We start from the raw sequence: 18,238 nt of genomic DNA on the forward strand, positions 1-18,238 counted from the left end.
GTTGGTCGAATGTAAATATAGTCCTCCTTATTAGACCTTTTCCCGACGGCTCAGGATAAACGCCAGCTTTCTGGCAGATGTCTTATAAAGGAGCTATTTTTACAATGCCCCCAAACTTTGGGTGATCCAAATAATAGACCTCATTCAATTTAACGGCTCGCTTTTCATTTAAACGGTAAACCACAGATTTACTGAAACCATCGCCCGAATTAGCGTTAAGCTCCAAATCAACCGTCATTTGCAAACCCGGATCATGTTGTATCTGGAGATAGCCGTTCAGCTTGCCGTCGGCGCTCTGAATATCGACAGGAGCGCTCAGCCCTTTTTCTCCCGGCTGAACCCAGGCAACATATAAGATCGGCCGATAAGTCGAATCTTTAACTAATGCGGCATAACTGTCATCAAGGGTTGTGTTTTCCGGTTTGTTATAAGCCGAGAGTTCAGTCAAATCAGACGGCCACTTTATTTGACTGGAAGCTTGATCAAACACTTCGGTATTAGGCATAGACTGCAAAAAGACGATCAACTCTATTTGATACGCACCACCCTCAGCGACAACAGGGCTACTAAAAATCCCCAACATTGCCGCTAGGCTAAAAACCATTATTTTAAGCATTGTCATTGTTTAACCGCCGGCTTAATGGTTAATTTATCCAGCAACTCGGTTATAAACTCAAGTTTCTGCTCGGTTGTTTCAAACGGTTTTATAAACCTTAACTTATCCGCACCATCGAATTTATAAACCTGCGCCTGCGTTTGTATCAGGGAAATCAACTGATCCGTATTAATATTAGGCGTTGCCGAAAAAATAATGCGCCCACCGACGGCATTGGCCTCTATTTTTTTGATGCCCAATTTGTCCGCCTGCTGCTTTAATTCAGTAACGCTGAACAACGTTTTTACCGGCTCCGGAAATAAGCCGAAACGGTCGATCATTTCCACCTGTAGCTCACGCAAATCCTCTTTGGTTTCGGTATTGGAAATACGCTTGTACAGCACCAGACGGCCATGAATATCCGGCAGATAATCTTCCGGGATCAACGCCGAGGTTTGCAGATCGACTTCCGGCCCCCTGTCCATCGGCATATCGAGTTCCGGTTGTTTGCCGGACTTGAGCGCATTGACAGCGCGCTCAAGCAATTCGGTATACAAGGTAAAACCGATTTCCTGAATTTGCCCGCTTTGATCGTCACCGAGCAATTCACCGGCTCCGCGAATTTCCATATCATGCGACGACAGCATAAAACCGGCGCCCAGATCGCCTGATGTCTCAACCGCTTCCAACCGTTTAATGGCATCTTTGCTCATTAACGTTTTCGGTGGCACGACAAAATAAGCATAAGCCCGATGGTGCGAACGTCCGACCCGGCCGCGCAACTGATGCAACTGCGCCAGCCCCAACTTATCGGCGCGATTGATAATAATCGTGTTGGCGCTGGGTATATCGATACCGCTTTCGATAATGGTAGAGCACAACAACAGATTAAAGCGCTGATGGTAAAAATCCAGCATGATGCGCTCCAGTTCACGCTCCGGCATTTGTCCGTGCGCAATTTCAATCCGCGCTTCAGGTACAAGCTTTTCCAGTTCCCTGGCCATTTTTTCCATCGATTTAACATCGTTATGCAAAAAGAACACCTGCCCGCCGCGCTTGATCTCACGCAAACAGGCTTCCCTAACCTGTGCATCTATCCATTCGCTGATAAAAGTTTTGATCGCATGACGATTAGGCGGCGGGCTGGCAATGATGGAAATATCCCTTAAGCCCGACATCGCCATATTCAAGGTGCGCGGAATAGGCGTTGCGGTCAGGGTCAGCATATCCAGTTCGTTGCGCAGCTTTTTGAAATGCTCTTTTTGCGTGACGCCAAACCGGTGCTCCTCATCGATCACCACCAAGCCCAGCGCTTTGTATTTGATCTCTTTCGACAATAACTTATGCGTACCGATGACGATATCGACCTTGCCCTGCTCCAGGTCGTCGGTAATCTCTTTTTGCTGTTTGGGGCTGACAAAGCGCGACAGCACTTCGACGCGGACCGGCCAATCGGCAAAGCGGTCGCGAAAATTCTGGTAATGCTGCTGCGCCAGCAAGGTAGTCGGTACCAAAACCGCGACCTGCTTGCCGTTTTGCACCGCAATAAATGCAGCCCGCATCGACACTTCGGTTTTACCGAAACCGACATCGCCGCAAATCACCCTGTCCATCGGATGAGGACTGGCCATGTCTTCCAGTATCGCTTCGATAGCCGTCTGCTGATCCGGCGTTTCTTCAAACGGGAACGCATCGGCAAAAGCCGCATATTCGACATTTTCAACCGCAAAAGCATGGCCTTGCTTGACCGCTCTTTTGGCATGAATCTCCAGCAATTCCGCGGCGACATCGCGGATGCGCTTAATGGCTTTTTGCTTGGCCTTACTCCACTGATCGCCGCCCAGCTTGTGCAACGGCGCATTTTCCGCGCTCATGCCGGTGTAGCGGCCGATGACATGCAAGGCCGAAACCGGCACATAAAGCTTGTCGTGATTGGCGTATTCCAGGGTCAGAAACTCCGACGCGACGCCGCCTATCTCAAGCGTCTGCAATCCTAAGTAGCGGCCGACGCCATGCTCCTGATGCACGACCGGAGAACCGATGGTCAGCTCATTGAGGTTATTGACGATATTTTCCAGCTCATGCGCCGCAGACTTGCGCCGCCTGCGCCGTTGCTGAACTTTCTCGCCGGACAACAGGCTTTCGGTAATAATCGCAATCGCTGGACTGTCGAGCCATAAGCCCTGATCCATCGGTGCCACGAGAAGGCACGGCGATATTTCGGACTGAAGAAACTTGTCCCAGCTTTCAACCTGCTTGACGGTAATTTTGTAATGCCTTAATTTTTCCATTAAGGCTTCGCGGCGACCCGCCGATTCCGAAACAAATAAAATCTTGCCGGCAAAACCGTTTACAAATTGCTGCAATGCCTGGGCAGGCTGCTCCAATTTTGTGTCGACGGTTACATTGGGTAATGGATGACAATTGAAAACAATGCTGTCTTGCTGATCTTTTTTTGCTCCGGTGTAATCGACAGTGACATGCGCAAACGCCCCAGTCCTTTGCGCCAGTTCATCAGTCGATAAAAACAACAGTTCCGGTTTTAGTAAAGGCCTGTCAACATCGTATTTTCTTTGCTGAAACCTGTCCTCGGCTTCGGCATAAAAAGCGCGCGATGTCATGTCAAAACTGTCCGACATCACCAAAACCGCCGATTTAGGCAGATAATCGAACAATGACGCCATTTGGTCTACAAATAGCGGCAAATAATATTCAATACCGCCGGGTGTAATGCCTTTACTGACATCCTGGTAAAAATGATTTTTAGGCGAACTTTCCGGAAAAGCATCCCTGAAAGCCTGCCGAAAATGCTTGATAGACTCATCGGTAAACGGAAACTCCCGTGCCGGAAACAGCTGAATCCGCTCAATTTTTTCCAACGACCTCTGCGTTTCAGGATCGAAAGTGCGGATAGATTCAATTTCCTCATCGAATAATTCAATACGATACGGCGCTTTACTGCCCATCGGGAACAAATCGACTATCGCCCCCCTGACTGCAAATTCACCGTGCTGATAGACTTGCGAAACGCAGTGATAGCCGACGCTTTCCAACTTCACGCGGTTCAGTTCCAGATTAAAATCATCGCCCACTTCGACTGCAAAACTGTTCGCCAGGACATGCTCGCGGGGCGCCAACCGGTGCATCAATGTCGTCACCGAAACCACCAGCGCGCCGCGTTTCACCTGAGGCAACAAAGCCAGCGTTTTCAAGCGTTCCGAGATAATTTCCGGCAACGGTGAAAAAACATCGTAAGGCAATGTTTCCCAATCGGGAAAATGCAAAATGGAGTGTTCATTTTGTAAAAAGAACGATAGCTCATGCTCAATACGCAATGCGGTCTGATTATCCGGCGTAACGATAATAAACAGGCGATCTTCATTTTTAATGGCCGAAGCCAACGCCAGAGAATCACCGCAGCCGGTTAGCCCGGTCCAGATGAATGTTTGGTCTTTTTTTTGCGGGACTTTAGGAGAGAAAATTAAATTGTTAGCCATTGGACAGTAGCTATGTGTGAGTTAAAAAAATATGCTTAGTCATTCTGTATTGAACAGTCCAAGGCAAGAAAAGGAAACCGATTATTTACGATCTCTAATTATATCTCATTAATTTTATTCCTGATTAGCAAGAATCCTACGCCAATTCGTTATTTGCCTGTTAACCGTCGTTCCGCAAGTGCCAAAAAAGGCGCAAGTCTTAAGCACATCCAGTAACCTGCATTCACTCTTAAATATGCTCAACCGCCCCGCCGTCTATACCGTCATGGCGCGCTATTTTTTATGAGTATGAATAGGCCATCATCATTGCATCGCCTTTTAGTAACGGCCTGCAATCGGGTACAATAATTCGAGTTGTGCCAAGTACATCCCACGACGACATGAACAGCAACAAACCCTGCCTGCTACCATGTTGATCAAAATTTTAATCAAACAAGAGGTAACATTATGAAAAAAAGTTTGTTTCTGGCTATTGCGATGCTGATTTCGGGTAACGTAAGCGCCGCTACCGATCATTATGTATTGCGTGACGGCGACTATGTTCGTCACCTGAAAGTCACCAAAATCAGCGACGACTATACGGTCAGTACTGATGTTGACTTTGAATCTGCGGCCGACAGCACTCACTGTTCCGAGACTATTTCCGGTAAAGCCAAAAGTACAGGTGAAAACGAATTGGTCATGAAAAAACATTCTGAAAGCGCAGCCAGTTTCTGCGAGCTGAAAATTAAACTTAGCCCAAGCGGTGCGAAGGTCGAAGAATCGAAAGATTGCGAGACCTTTACCGTAAGCAAATGCCACTTTTCCAGCGGCGACAAGGAACTGGTTAAAGTTAAGTAATATAATTCCAGCTATTGGAAATAAGTAAAAGAATCGGCCCGGAAATCCGGGCCGATTCAGTTATAGCTCGACTAAGCAGCCAATACTCATTTCCAGCTCGCCTTATTTCATTTGAATGCCTCTCTTTCGTTCAGCGTTACTCAGCATTTTCGAAAATGTGCGAAAATGACATCAAAATTTTGAGGCGTATAATTCCATGAAAACCCCATACCATACAGCCCCGATTTCTTCCACAGAGATACCCCCCGGCATTCCTTTCATCATTGGCAACGAGCTTGCCGAACGCTTTAGCTATTACGGCATGCGGGCGATTTTGGTCGTATTCATGACTCAATACCTGATGAATGCCGACGGCCGGCTTGCGCCTATGGCTGCAAACGAAGCTAAAGCCTATTTCCATCTATTCGTCTCCATCACTTATTTCACACCCTTTTTAGGTGCGTTACTGGCCGATGGCTTATTGGGCAAGTACCGGACAATCATTTTATTATCGATAGTCTATTGCTTAGGCCATTTTTGTCTGGCACTGGATGATACACGAACAGGTCTTTTAGTAGGACAAGCCCTGATCGCATTGGGTGCCGGCGGTATTAAACCCTGCGTATCCGCTCATGTCGGCGACCAGTTTGGAGTCAAAAATCAGCATTGGCTTAGCAAGGTATTCAGTTGGTTTTATTTGACGCTTAACCTAGGTGCGTTTGTCTCTATGTTGCTGGTGCCTTGGCTACTCAAAACTTATGGTGCATCGGTCGCGTTTTCAGTACCGGGTGTATTGATGCTGCTGGCAACGGTGATATTCTGGTCCGGGCGATACCGGTTTGTACATATACCCCCCGCCGGTATGGGTTTCGTACGCGAGGCCCTGAGCGGTGAAGGTTTGCGCTGTCTGGGACGGTTAAGCGGGATTTATTTGTTCATTGCGATGTTTTGGGCTTTATTCGACCAAAACGGCTCATCCTGGGTCTTGCAGGCACAGCAAATGGATAGACATGTATTCGGCATCGAGATATTACCCTCGCAGATTCAGGCCGCCAATCCGTTGCTGATTGTGCTGCTCACGCCGTTGTTTTACAAACAGCTATACCCGGCGATGGGCAGGCTGTTGCACTTAAGTTATATGAACAAAATCGCGATCGGTTTGTTTATCACCGTATTGTCGTTTGTATTGGTCGCTTACATTCAAATGCGCATAGATGCAGGGAACCCTCCTAATATCTGCTGGCAATTGCCGGCCTACCTGTTGCTGACTTCCGCCGAGGTCATGGTGTCGATCACCTGTCTGGAGTTTTCCTATACGCAAGCGCCGAGGACGATGAAATCATTGGTAATGTCGTTTTATCTAGGGGCAGTTGCACTCGGGAATTTGTTTACCAGTGCGGTGAATTTTTTCATTGAAAACCCGGACGGTTCCAGCCGCCTCGCCGGAGCCGAGTATTTCTGGTTTTTTGCCGCCTTGATGCTGGTTACAGCAGTCGGCTTTGTCCGGCATAGCCGACATTATCGGGAACACACTTATCTACAAGAATAGGCTGATAAAACGCATTCTTAGCCAAATACGGTTAAATTTATGCATTCTGTTTGATATTTATCTTGTATTGATTCCGCATACTACCTTTAATAGCAGCCATCCTTACGCTTGCTCGACGACGACATCACTACATTCTTCCCATTAAAACTTAAGGCGATATGAATAATTTTCTCCCGATCATTGCAGCTTTATTGCTGGTTGTGCTCAATGGTTTTTTTGTAGCCGCAGAGTTCGGCCTGGTCAAACTGCGGCAAACGCGCATCCGTTCGATTGTTAAAACACAAGGTTTGCGTGGACGCATTTTAGGACTGGTACACGCAAAACTCGATGCCTATTTATCGGCTTGCCAACTGGGCATTACGCTCGCTTCGCTGGGCTTGGGCTGGATCGGCGAACCTGCGTTCGCTGATCTTCTGGAGCCTGTGTTCGACAGAATTGATATCAAGTCACCGGAAATGGTGCACGGCATTTCGTTCGCTTTCGCCTTTACCCTGATCTCGTTTCTGCACATTGTCGTCGGCGAACTTGCACCCAAATCACTGGCGATTCGAAACCCTGAAAAAATCGGCTTATGGAGCGCGGTGCCGCTCTACGGGTTTTATTGGCTGATGTATCCTGCGATTTGGCTGCTGAACTCCAGCGCCAATTTAGTGCTGCGCATATTCGGTCTAAGTGATGTTCATGGCCACGATGCCCACTACTCGGCGCACGAACTTAAACTTATTTTACGCAGCAACCTCCCGGATGATCGATTTACCCGGGACGAATGGAATATTCTGGCGAAAACGCTTGATTTCAGCGAACTGGAGGTGTCCGACCTGATGCGCCCTATTCATGAGATCGCGGCATTGCACTGCAACGCGTCATTGCAAAAAAACCTGCAAACCGTGTCTCAAAAACGCTTCAGCCGTTATCCCTATTTCGACGCTAATGGTATCGATGTGTTAGGCGTGATTCATTTAAAAGATTTGTTTTTCGCCCAGCAAGAAGGCAAAACGATCGATGACTTAAGTCATTACTTGCGGCCTATCCAATACATCTTGCCGCATACGCCCGCGCTGGAACTATTCCGTCAATTCCGCATGGGCGCTTCGCATTTTGCAATCATCGGACAAAAAGGGCAAAAACCGAAAGGCTTCATTACGCTGGATAATTTGTTAAGTGCAATGGTCGGCGAGATACGCGACGAGTTCCGGCCGAATAACAATGATTGGACTCGGCTTGATGACCGCACACTGATCGGTAAAGGCAGCCTGCCGATATTCTCGCTGGAACGGATTATGGGAATTGATATCGAAAACGAAGAACTTGAGCTGGAAGACGAGGTCTCGATTGGCGGGCTGATCATGGCCAAACTGCGTGATATTCCGGTCGAAGGTCAAAGAATTGAATTTAATCAGTTCGATGTCGTGGTCAGGAAAATGAATGAATCGCGCATTGTCTATGTCCAGATTTATCCTAATGAAGTAACTGATAGCGATGAATAGGCAAATATAGGGTTCTTCACATCAGGCGGTGCTATCCTGCCGGATGCCTAAGATTAATATTATCGATCTCTAAATACAGCGGCTTGAATGTCTTGACTAACTATTAGGAACCAAGACATTCAAGCCGCTTTACCTATGACCTCAGGATGTGTCAAAAATGCCCGGTTATCAATTTAATTCGCCGGTCATTATTTTTTTGATAAAAACATGAGCATAAAAAACAGCTATACAAAAAACGCCTGTAAGTACAATATCAAATATCATCGCGATTTTACCTCTGTAAATATAAATTAAATATTTATTCAATAAACCCTCTAAACATCAGAGATATTGAATATAGAGTAGCTTTTAACAGCAACTTACAGATTATCAAGCCATATCCATGCCATGAACTGCGATGCCAAAATAACATCAACAAAATCAATGCGTATTGTTATTCGGTTAGATCGGCAGGAGGATAACGGTTGAAAAAAACCGTTTTACTGCGGTTTTTTTCAACCGCACTACACTGATGTGGTTTGTTTGGCTAATTTTCCGCTCATTTTTATAGCATCGTCATAGCTGCTTAAAGGGCAAATAAGACGCTGCATCCTGCTTATAAAGTCTTATGGCTTCTTGCTCTCGAGCTAAAAATTGTTCGATCGCCTTTGCAAAACGGGCATCCTTGATCCAGTGCGCGGAATACGTAGTAATCGGCTCAAAGCCGCGCGAAATCTTGTGTTCGCCTTGAGCGCCTGAATCGAACCGCTTTAAGCCACGCTCAATACAATAGTCCAGCCCCTGGTAATAACAGACTTCGAAATGCAGGCTGTCGTACTCTTCATGACAGCCCCAATAGCGGCCATATAAAGTATCTGTGCCAACAAAACTTAATGCTGTGGCAATAGTGTTACCGTCTTTAACCGCCAGAACCAGCAATAACTGCTCAGCCATGGTTGCGGCTATTTGTTCAAAGAAAGCCGGATTCAGGTAAGGCTGCGACCCTCTTTTTAAATAGGTCATCGTGTAAAACTGAAAAAACACCTGCCATTGCGATTCACTGATATCCGGCCCTGCAATACGCAGCAAGCTGACGCCCTGCTCGCTAACCCGTCGGCGTTCGCGTTTGATCATTTTGCGTTTACCGGCATTCAAAGTTTGCAGGAAATCGTTAAAGTCGCAATAACCCCGGTTAAACCAATGAAACTGCACACCTTCGCGAATACTCAAGCCCATGGACCGCAGCCGCTCTGTCTGCTGCTCGACAGGAAACAAGCAATGCCATGAAGAAATACCCAGCTCATCTGAACGCTGTTTTATAAAAGCCAGTAAGAGCGGCATGACTTCAACCGGGTCGACAGCCGCTTTACTAACAATACGCGCCCCTTGGCAAGGCGTCAGCGGGATCGCAGTCAACCATTTCGGGTAATAATCGATACCTTGCTGTTGATAAGCCTGAGCCCACTGATGATCGAACACATATTCGCCCCAGGAATGCCGCTTAAGGTACAACGGCATAAAAGCGACCAGTTCATCTTCAGCCATAACCAGCAAATGCGCAGGCTCCCAACCCGTTTGCCCGGAGACCGAACCGCTTTGCTCGAGCGCCAATAAAAACTCATGGCGTAAAAACGGATAAGCATCGCCGGCAAGCCGATTCCAGGCCGTACAATCAACTTGTGCCAGACTATGGATTTGTTTTACTTCCATTTTTAAAAACAGTACAGTTAAAACAACAGAATAACATTAATCCATTAAACATATGACCCATAAACCTTTTTCTCAAGCCTGCGAAAATAATAAAGATCCCATTTTACAGATTATTAAAACCGTTTTTTGTCAGCCGACAACCGTTTGGGAAATCGGCAGCGGCACCGGCCAACACGCCTGTTATTTTGCCGAACACCTGCCGCATCTTGAATGGCAGCCTACCGATAGAAGCGAAAATATTCCGGGCATCCGTTTATGGCGGGAAGAAGCGAAACTAGACAATTTGAAACCGCCATTAACGCTGGATGTCACCGATACAGTGTGGCCCTGTTGTACTATCGATGCATTATTTACCGCCAACACGCTGCATATTATGAGTTGGGATGAAGTACAGATATTCTTTACCCGCTTGGCCGAATACCTGAATCCCAACGCGCTTGTTTGTATTTATGGCCCGTTTAACTATAACCGCGCTTATACCAGCGACAGCAATGCCTCTTTCGATCACTGGCTTAAGAGCCAAAGTATCGCCAGCGGCATCAGGAACTTTGAAGATATAGTGTCTTTATCGACATCCGGCGGCTTTAGCTTATTAAACGATATCGCCATGCCCGCCAACAATCGTTTGCTTGTACTGCAAAAACAGCTGAAAACACGGTAATTTTTCGAATACAGCTTGAATGCTACCGGACACTACGGCTGCTGCTTTTAAAAGGAACGCTCCATCCCACCGATGCCGCTTAAGGAACTTTTAATTCAAGCCCGGCTCCTTTGAAGACTGCGCCTGACCGAGTATCTTCAGCAGTTGCGACAGATCGTCAGAGCCTTGCGCTACCTGCGGTTGCGGCCCCTCTATTTTTTCCTGGGCCCAGTCCACCATCTCTCCCGATCCCCATGACGCCAAATAGGCGAGCGAAAATACCAGTAAGCTGCGTGTCATACCCTTGGGTATTCCCTGAACATCAAGATAACGGTGAAGATATTTGGCGGCGATCAAAAACACAATAGTGGAAATAATCAGGTTCCATGTGGAAGATAGTGTGAACATTATTGGAAATTCTCTTGAGTTAAAATGTTATTTATCATGATTGCACTGATGTTAAGCCCCGGCAAAGGCTAAAGCTTTCGATTCTCTGACAGGACTTTTTCCAATATTTCCAGGCGCAAGTCTGCAACTTTAGGCATCCATAGCTCGGGATTCACCGGAAATTCCTTGCTTGCTCCGGTACGCTGATAACCGCGCCGCTGATAAAATGCGATCAGTTCATCCCTGCGTGAGATGACCGTCATAACCAATTTATTGATGCCCCAGGTTTCCAGTGCGGCTTGCTCCGCGGCTTCCAACAGCTGCTTGCCGATGCCTCTTCCCTGTAATGACGGATTGACTGCCAGCATGCCGAGATCGACCTGCTCCGCCTGTTTCTGCACATGCACCGACCCGCTCAATTCCGCTCCAGCTTTGTATAGCAGAAACATCGAATCGTCATTTGAGATTAACCGTAGAATGTCTTCAGCGTCGGTTCTACGCCCGGTCAGCAAATCGGCTTCCGTGGTCCAGCCTTGTCGACTGGATTCGCCGCGATAAGCCGAGTTAACCAAAGCGGCAATCTGCCCTGCATCGCGCTTTTCGGCCTTGTATATCGATAGCGTCCTACTCAAAGCAACACCTCGATAGCATCGCACTCGTCGGCAGTCAGTTCAAAATCAAAGATCGCCAAATCTTCACGCATATGACTTTCCGATGTAGTGCCGGTTAACGGAATAATGTCGATGTGGATCAAAAAACGGAAAAATATTTGAGCGGCGTGGCACCGGTATTTAGCCGCCAGAGCTTGCAGGGTCGGATTTCCCAATACATTGGGATTGGCGGTCAATGTCCAAAAGCTTTGGTAAATTATCCGTTGTTCCCGGCAAAAATCGCGGATGGCCCGGTCGTACCCGGTCTCGGCATAAAACCGGTTCTGGATAACAGCCGGTTTGATCTTCGCATCCTTATACAAAAGCTCAAACAGCTGGAGATCATAACAATTGCTGATCCCCAGCTGTTTAACCGCGCCGCTGTGAAATATACGCTCCATTGCCTGCCACACTTCCAATGTGTGCGGATAGCTTGCCAAGGGTGAATGCAGCACCAGGCAATCCAGGTAAGGGGTTTGCAGATTTTTCAGTGAAGTCTGGAATGATTGTGCGACTTGCTCGCCGAGTCCTGCTTTCGGATCATAAGGGACTTGCAGCGGATCCTGTCCGCTCAATGACGTGAATTTACTTTGCAGGTAAAGCTCACTGCGATCCAGCCCGTTATGCAGGCAAGCGGCCACGCCGTCGCCGACACCCGCTTCGTTGTAATGCTTGGGCTGACAAGCGGTATCGATGCCACGAAAGCCCAGCCCGACAGCTTGTTCTACCAGCGCCGCCGTGCTGTCTTTCTTCCAGGCTGTGCCGTAAATAATGCGGGGTATCCGTACCCCGTAAGCGGAAGTCAAAAAGTCTGTAGGGTTCATAAGCATTCCAGGGGAACTGTTGAATGCCGATTATCCTCGCATATTAACTGATTTCAAGCTACCGGCTATCGCCTCGCATAGCGATTTTCCGGATTTTTTACCACCTGTAGCCAAACTCAAACGACTGCATTAAATCAGTTTTAGACCCCATTTAAACAGTCAATCGGCCCCCACCCGAGCGCTGATTGTGAACTCGAACCGAACGTTTTTTTTCGAACCACAGCGGCGCACATCATTTGCTTCATCTCCACATCATAACTTTAAAACTCTTCCCACTCGTCGCTATCAATAGCTTGCATCATGAGTTTCGGTTTGATAGCCGTTGAACTTTTATGCGCTTTTGCTCGAGTCGCCCTTGGTTCTTTAATTATTTCCTCCAAGTCCTCCAGATAATTGTGAGCATTGTTTGAATATTCATCTATTTTAAAACTTCCGACTGTGCTAACCAGGTTTTGCGCCTGCTCTTCTAGTGATTCCGCCGCCGCGGCGGCTTGTTCTACCAAGGCGGCGTTTTGCTGGGTTACGTCATCCATTTGGGCAATGGCTTGATTGACTTGCTCGATACCGGATGTTTGCTCAACTGAAGCAGAGCTGATATCAGTCATCATGGCTGTAACGCCACGGATTGAGTTCACTATTTCTTCCATGGTTAAGCCGGCTTGGGCGACCAATTTAGTACCGTCCGCCACTTTATCTACCGAATCGTCAATGAGGTTTTTAATCTCTCCGGCAGCGGCGGCGGCGCGTTGCGCCAGATTGCGCACTTCTACAGCCACCACGGCAAACCCCCGGCCTTGTTCACCGGCTCTAGCCGCTTCCACGGCGGCATTAAGCGCAAGTATATTGGTCTGGAACGCGATGTCGTCGATCACCGAGATAATGTTTCCGATTTTACGTGAAGCCTCGTTAATATCTTCCATGGTCGTGACGACTTCGCTAACTACTTTAACCCCTTCCCCCGCGATGTCTGATGCATTAACCGCAAGCTCGCTCGCATGTTTGGCGCTTGCACTATTTTGCTGAACGGTAGAAGTCAACTGTTCCATGCTGGCGGCTGTTTGTTCCAGGCTGGCGGCCTGCTCTTCGGTACGATGAGACAGATCATTGTTGCCTGCGGCAATTTCTTTGGCACCGGTATTAATGTTGTTAGTAACATCTTTAATGTTATTGACGATTTCTTTCAGTTTTTCCACTGTAGTATTGGAATCATCCTTGAGTTGTCCAAAAGTCCCGTAATAATCGTTAGTGATTTTTTCCGTCAAGTCGCCACGGGACAGCGCATTGAGCACTCGTACGACTTCATTAAGACCGATTTCGCTGGTCTCCATCAGCTGATTGAGATTTTCGCCCAGTTGTCTGAAGAACCCCTCCTTATCCTGCATTCTGATGCGCTTGGTAAAATCGCCCATGACAGCACCCTGCACAATATCAGCGACCTCTTTTTCCACGACGACTTCGGCAGTCCGATCCTTCCATTCGGCTACTGCGCCTAATCGTTGGCCCTGTTCGTTAATTACCGGACTGGCAGTCACGACCATAGAATGGCCGCCAACATCCATGCTGACGACGTAAGTGTTGGTTAAAGTCGAAAGCAATTGCCGTTGATGCTCAGGATTGGCCTGAAAAATATCAATATTGGTGCCGACTAGCGTGGCTGCCGAGAAATCCGGCAATTGTTTGCGAATGTCCGTTTCGACCTTGCTGAGGATATCGACTACCGATTTATTGACGTAAATGATATTGTGGGCGCTGTCCGCAATCATCACGCCGGTACTGACGTTATCCAGGCCGATTTTAATGCGCAAGTTCTCATCGGTAAGGCGTTTGCTTTCCGCCATGTCAAAACCGAGTTTAATCTGCATTGATTTAAGCGCTTCCAGTAGCTTACCGACTTCATTCCGGTTTTCAACGTCAATGGTATTGTTATAGTTACCTTGAGCTATTTGGCCGAAGTTCCCGATAGCGGCATCCAGCGGACGTATAATGGCGCGGATCAGTGTTATGCCCAGCCACAGCGCCAAAACAATGCCGGCCGCAATCAACCCGACAGTAATATTACGAATATCTGTGTAGCGTAATTGCGCTGTCTCAAACTCCTGTTTAGCGACGTCTACCTGTAACTGCATAAGACTTCGAATACTCTCTGCAACAGGTTCATAGAGCGGACGAATTCTATCCACAATGATTTTGTTAGCCTGACTGATGTCGTTGGCGCGTAGTACTGTAACCGCAGGGTCCATGCCTTCCATTACCAAGCGCTTTTTGTCTTCGACGAATTTTTCAGCCAGTTTCTTTTCCTCGGGTGTGAGATAAGTGCTCATGTAAGCAATCCAAGCCTTATCGATTTCCGCGATGTTTTGTTCCACCTCGGCTGTGTATTGCTGAATTATCTCCGGCGTTGGATTGATAAGGACAGCGGTAATGCGCAGCCGGTTGGTCAACAACAGCTTCTGGATAGAAGCAATCTGGGCCATAGGAACCGTACGATCTTCATATACTGTTCTCAGACCTTCATTAGCTTTGTTCATACCCAGTAGGCCCATACCACCAACGATCATCATCAGAGCGGACAACAAACCAATAACAAATGTCAAACGGGTTTTGATACTGAAGTCTTTAAATATATTAAGTTTCTCCAGGACAGTTGATTTGATGATCTTTCCATCCCGGATTTTCAGATTGCCCGCATTGCCTTCGCGGAGCATTTTGTAGGCGGCACGTGCCGCTTTAATCTGCTGATAACCGGGTTTGCTGCGCACCGATATATAGCCGGTCAGCTGCTGGTTTTCGTAAATGGGCGTGGCAGTGGCGACGACCCAATAATAATCGCCGTTTTTGCAACGGTTTTTAACGATGCCGGTCCATGGACGGCGCTCTTTTAGCGATTGCCACATATCCTTAAATGCTTCGGGCGGCATATCGGGATGGCGAACTATATTATGATCCGCACCGATTAATTCTTCTTTGGCAAACCCGCTAACCCGGAGAAAGTCTTCGTTAATATAAGTAATTACTCCCTTTAAATCAGTCTTGGAAACAATAGAGTCATGCTCTGCGAGGATATACTCCACATCGTTTACCGGCGTATTGATTTTCATCGCGAATTTCCTTTTTTAAATATTAATTTATAAATTTTCTAATCAGGCTCTTCTCAAGAACGGGCGCTTTTTAACAGATCTTGTATTGATCGTGTCTGAGTCCAGGCTAAGCTCAACAGAGCCTCAAACTCGGCCAGCGGTACCGGTTTGCTGAACAAATAACCCTGATAGGCAAAGCAGCCCAGGCGTTCCAGGCAAGCGCGCTGTTCCTCGGTCTCCACGCCTTCGGCTATCACGTTAAGCCCAAGGTTGTCGGCCATGCTGATAATGGTTTTTACGATCGTCGCATCGCTCGGGTCTATGATGATGTCGCGCACGAACGATTGATCGATTTTCAGTTGAGTGATAGGTAGCGTCTTCAAGTATCTGAGCGAAGAGTAACCGGTGCCGAAATCATCCATAGAAAACCGGATACCCAGCGGTTTCAACGCTTCCATCTTCTCGCTGGTGTCAGTGATGTTGTGCATTAACAGGCTCTCGGTTAGCTCCAACTTAAGCCTTGTTGCGTTGGCGCCTGTTTCTATCAAAATCTTGCACAACTGGTTGACGAAGCCGGGCTGGCTGAACTGATATGCACTCACATTGACGGCGAGTTGCAAGTCCTTTGTCGCTGAGTTGTCCGCCCATGCCTTGAGTTGCAGGCAAGCAGTGCGTAGTACCCAGTCGCCAATCGGCAGAATTAACCCCGACTCCTCGGCGAGCGGGATGAACCGGTCTGGGGTCATCAGCCCTTGCTGCGGATGCTTCCAGCGCAACAAGGCTTCCGCACCGATGATCTCGCCTGAATTGTCTACCTGAATCTGGTAATGAAGCTGGAACTGATTTTGCGCCAATGCATGGCGTAGCTCGATCTCTAACGTCATACGTGATTCCAGCGAGGCTTGCATATCGGGATCAAATAAGCGCAACGTATTTCGACCCGCGCTTTTAGCCTGGTACATCGCGGCATCGGCGCGCTTGAGTATTTCCTCGCGGGTGACGTCGTAATTGATAAACAGGCTGATGCCGATACTGGCTGAAGTATAGTGTTTGTCTCCATTCAGCAGATAAGGCTGATTCAGCGCATTCAGGATCTTTTCGCCTACTGCTTGGGCCTGCGTAGCGGCTTGACTGTCCTCCTTGTCCAGATTTTCCAGGATGATCACAAACTCGTCGCCGCCCAAGCGCGCCAAGGTATCGCCTTGGCGTACACAGGATTTCAATCTTTGCGCCACTTCAGCCAGCAACTGGTCACCCATTGCATGGCCTTGGGCATCATTGATAGCCTTGAAGTTGTCCAGGTCAATCATCATGATTGCCGCATAGTGCTGGTTACAGACGCTAACGGACATTGCCAGGTCCAGTTGATTGTTAAACAATCTCCGATTCGGAAGATCCGTCAGGGGATCGTAAAATGCGAGGCGGTGAATGGCCGCCTGTGCATCTTTATGTTCGCTCAAGTCGCTAAATGAGCCGACATAATGACTGACTCGCCCAACGGGGTCGACCACTGCGTTGATGGTAAGCCACTTGGGGTAGATGTCGCCGCTTTTACGTCGATCCCAAACTTCTCCTTGCCAGGTCTTCTCCAGTCTCAATTTTTCCCACATGGCCTGGTAAAAAGCTTCGTTATGGCAGCCTGACTTCAAAATAGCCGGTGTTTTCCCGATCACTTCTTCGGCGCTGTATCCGGTAAGCCGGGTAAAAGCGCGATTTACACGTAAGATTCGTTGATCCCTATCGGTGATAATGATGCCCTCTTGCGATTCAATTGCTATATCGGCAATCCGCAGTTCCTGCTCGGCCAGCCGGAAATCGGTTTTGTCGCGACCCATAACGACCATGCCTTTTCGTTCGCCGTTCTCCCTGAAAAATAGTGCCTTAAGCACTGAAAACTCACGATGATTGCCGGCTTCATCTTCCATAGTAAAGTCGTTTTCGGAAACAAGCGCATTGCGTTCATTCCAGGTGGAGTTATCGTTTGTGAAGCATTGTTCACACATGCCGTGCAGCTCCGGACATATTGCGGGAAGCTCTTTACCGGTCTTGCCTTGCCAGGCAATATCGTGCAATTTGAACAATTGCTTGGCGACCTCATTGGCAATCACTAATCTATCCTCGCCATCCTTAATAAAAAGGGCGTCCGGGATTGTCTCTATCAGAGCGGCAAACTGTTCGCTGAGTGTTTGTAATTTGTAATCTTTTTCCTGCAACGCCAAATGACAGTCTTTGATCTTCTTTTCCAGTTCTTCCTGAGTCCGCAAACGCAAGGCTTGTGAAATAATCCGCACCAGGTAAATCGCTGTGGTAATAGCGATTACTGCCGCAATCGCTTTGATGTGGGCATCCAGCGGGTAAAGCGGTTGCCGCAACAGCACGATTGACAGTAAATGAGCCGTGCCGGATGCCAGGATGAAAGCCCCGAGCATCAAATAAACCCAGCGGAACTTCAGGTTCTTATGGCGCCAGACGGAATAAGCGAGTGCAAAAGCGATGGAATAATAAACCGGTATAACCAGCGCTTCGGAAAGCGCATAGGACCAGAACAAGCCCGGCATCCATCCATTACCGCTGACAAATCCAATAATTTGGTTAATCATCGCATCTACCTCAATTTGGCAGGTAGTGAGGAGGGTATGAAGGGAGGAGGACAGCAATCGTTCACATAAATATGGAAATTGCCATATACCCAGTTCGAGATCAAAAACATCGCGTCGATGACGCTGTTGTTGAAAGACGTCACCTCTTTGAGCAGGATTTCAATACGGCTGATCTTACTTTCGTGCAGTTGGATTTTACATATCAGCCACAGTTCTCGGACGACGTCGAAAGTACATTCGCCACTAATGGTGATCTGTAGGAGCTCCCCGGATTGATGGATGGCAATCATACGGATACCGCCAACGATATATCAATCAGAGTATGGAGATATTGACCGGCAAAGCCAATTACAAATTGTTTGAACACGCGTGTCTCCTGCCTTTTGGGGGCATTTTTCGTCAATTCCCGTTTATGAAAAAACTA

12 protein-coding genes are annotated in these 18,238 nt (G+C 47.8%); 4 read left to right on the forward strand and 8 right to left on the reverse strand.

Annotated elements, in window-relative coordinates; genetic code table 11:
• Positions 1–82 precede the first annotated feature (82 nt).
• Both V7051_RS00235 and mfd read right to left on the reverse strand, forming a co-directional pair.
• A complete protein-coding gene (locus V7051_RS00235; RefSeq protein WP_333872867.1) occupies positions 83–622 on the reverse strand; it encodes a CsiV family protein in 540 nt (179 codons plus the stop codon).
• Positions 619–4,092, reverse strand: a complete 3,474-nt coding sequence (gene mfd, locus V7051_RS00240) for a transcription-repair coupling factor (protein ID WP_333872868.1) — start codon at positions 4,090–4,092, stop codon at positions 619–621. The genes V7051_RS00235 and mfd overlap by 4 nt, the downstream gene beginning before the upstream one ends.
• Positions 4,093–4,539: 447 nt before the next feature.
• Here mfd and V7051_RS00245 point away from each other — a divergent pair, with 447 nt between their 5' ends.
• From V7051_RS00245 to V7051_RS00255, 3 genes are all read left to right on the forward strand, one after another.
• Complete coding sequence (locus tag V7051_RS00245; protein WP_333872869.1) at positions 4,540–4,932, forward strand: hypothetical protein; 393 nt, start codon at positions 4,540–4,542, stop codon at positions 4,930–4,932.
• A 196-nt stretch (positions 4,933–5,128) separates the two neighbouring features.
• Positions 5,129–6,460 carry a POT family MFS transporter gene (locus V7051_RS00250; RefSeq protein ID WP_333872870.1) on the forward strand — a complete coding sequence of 444 codons (1,332 nt, stop codon included), beginning with the start codon at positions 5,129–5,131 and terminating at the stop codon, positions 6,458–6,460.
• A gap of 158 nt (positions 6,461–6,618) precedes the next feature.
• The gene (locus V7051_RS00255; protein WP_333872871.1) at positions 6,619–7,947 is read left to right on the forward strand and encodes a hemolysin family protein; all 1,329 of its coding nucleotides are present in this window, start codon (positions 6,619–6,621) and stop codon (positions 7,945–7,947) included.
• Between the two features lie 555 nt (positions 7,948–8,502).
• On the opposite strand, the gene V7051_RS00260 is transcribed toward V7051_RS00255, so the two are convergent.
• Entirely contained in the window at positions 8,503–9,636 is a 1,134-nt protein-coding gene (locus V7051_RS00260; protein ID WP_333872872.1) for a GNAT family N-acetyltransferase, read from the reverse strand.
• A gap of 52 nt (positions 9,637–9,688) precedes the next feature.
• Between V7051_RS00260 and V7051_RS00265 the strand changes: the two genes are divergently transcribed.
• Entirely contained in the window at positions 9,689–10,297 is a 609-nt protein-coding gene (locus V7051_RS00265; RefSeq protein WP_333872873.1) for a DUF938 domain-containing protein, read from the forward strand.
• Positions 10,298–10,387: 90 nt separating this feature from the next.
• Here the strand turns inward: V7051_RS00265 and V7051_RS00270 are convergent, their stop codons facing one another.
• The 5 genes from V7051_RS00270 to V7051_RS00290 form a co-directional block, all read right to left on the reverse strand.
• Positions 10,388–10,684, reverse strand: coding sequence for a hypothetical protein (locus tag V7051_RS00270; RefSeq protein WP_333872874.1), 297 nt, complete (start codon positions 10,682–10,684; stop codon positions 10,388–10,390).
• A 68-nt stretch (positions 10,685–10,752) separates the two neighbouring features.
• A complete protein-coding gene (locus V7051_RS00275) occupies positions 10,753–11,295 on the reverse strand; it encodes a GNAT family N-acetyltransferase (protein WP_333872875.1) in 543 nt (180 codons plus the stop codon).
• Positions 11,292–12,137: an aldo/keto reductase family protein gene (locus V7051_RS00280; protein ID WP_333872876.1), complete on the reverse strand. Its 846-nt coding sequence runs from the start codon at positions 12,135–12,137 to the stop codon at positions 11,292–11,294. The genes V7051_RS00275 and V7051_RS00280 overlap by 4 nt, the downstream gene beginning before the upstream one ends.
• 260 nt (positions 12,138–12,397) lie before the next feature.
• The gene (locus V7051_RS00285) at positions 12,398–15,235 is read right to left on the reverse strand and encodes a methyl-accepting chemotaxis protein (protein WP_333872877.1); all 2,838 of its coding nucleotides are present in this window, start codon (positions 15,233–15,235) and stop codon (positions 12,398–12,400) included.
• A 53-nt stretch (positions 15,236–15,288) separates the two neighbouring features.
• The gene (locus tag V7051_RS00290; RefSeq protein WP_333872878.1) at positions 15,289–17,814 is read right to left on the reverse strand and encodes an EAL domain-containing protein; all 2,526 of its coding nucleotides are present in this window, start codon (positions 17,812–17,814) and stop codon (positions 15,289–15,291) included.
• Positions 17,815–18,238 lie beyond the last annotated feature (424 nt).

Origin of the sequence: Methylobacter sp., assembly GCF_036845245.1 — a bacterium.
Lineage (GTDB): Bacteria > Pseudomonadota > Gammaproteobacteria > Methylococcales > Methylomonadaceae > Methylobacter_A.

What these genes read in the sequence shown, in the direction of transcription:
- V7051_RS00270 (WP_333872874.1), bottom strand. Translation starts at nt 10,684, where the DNA reads ATGTTCACACTATCTTCCACATGGAACCTGATTATTTCCACTATTGTG.
- V7051_RS00235 (WP_333872867.1), bottom strand. Translation starts at nt 622, where the DNA reads ATGACAATGCTTAAAATAATGGTTTTTAGCCTAGCGGCAATGTTGGGG.
- V7051_RS00265 (WP_333872873.1), top strand. Translation starts at nt 9,689, where the DNA reads ATGACCCATAAACCTTTTTCTCAAGCCTGCGAAAATAATAAAGATCCC.
- V7051_RS00255 (WP_333872871.1), top strand. Translation starts at nt 6,619, where the DNA reads ATGAATAATTTTCTCCCGATCATTGCAGCTTTATTGCTGGTTGTGCTC.
- V7051_RS00250 (WP_333872870.1), top strand. Translation starts at nt 5,129, where the DNA reads ATGAAAACCCCATACCATACAGCCCCGATTTCTTCCACAGAGATACCC.
- mfd (WP_333872868.1), bottom strand. Translation starts at nt 4,092, where the DNA reads ATGGCTAACAATTTAATTTTCTCTCCTAAAGTCCCGCAAAAAAAAGAC.
- V7051_RS00260 (WP_333872872.1), bottom strand. Translation starts at nt 9,636, where the DNA reads ATGGAAGTAAAACAAATCCATAGTCTGGCACAAGTTGATTGTACGGCC.
- V7051_RS00245 (WP_333872869.1), top strand. Translation starts at nt 4,540, where the DNA reads ATGAAAAAAAGTTTGTTTCTGGCTATTGCGATGCTGATTTCGGGTAAC.
- V7051_RS00285 (WP_333872877.1), bottom strand. Translation starts at nt 15,235, where the DNA reads ATGAAAATCAATACGCCGGTAAACGATGTGGAGTATATCCTCGCAGAG.
- V7051_RS00290 (WP_333872878.1), bottom strand. Translation starts at nt 17,814, where the DNA reads ATGATTAACCAAATTATTGGATTTGTCAGCGGTAATGGATGGATGCCG.
- V7051_RS00280 (WP_333872876.1), bottom strand. Translation starts at nt 12,137, where the DNA reads ATGAACCCTACAGACTTTTTGACTTCCGCTTACGGGGTACGGATACCC.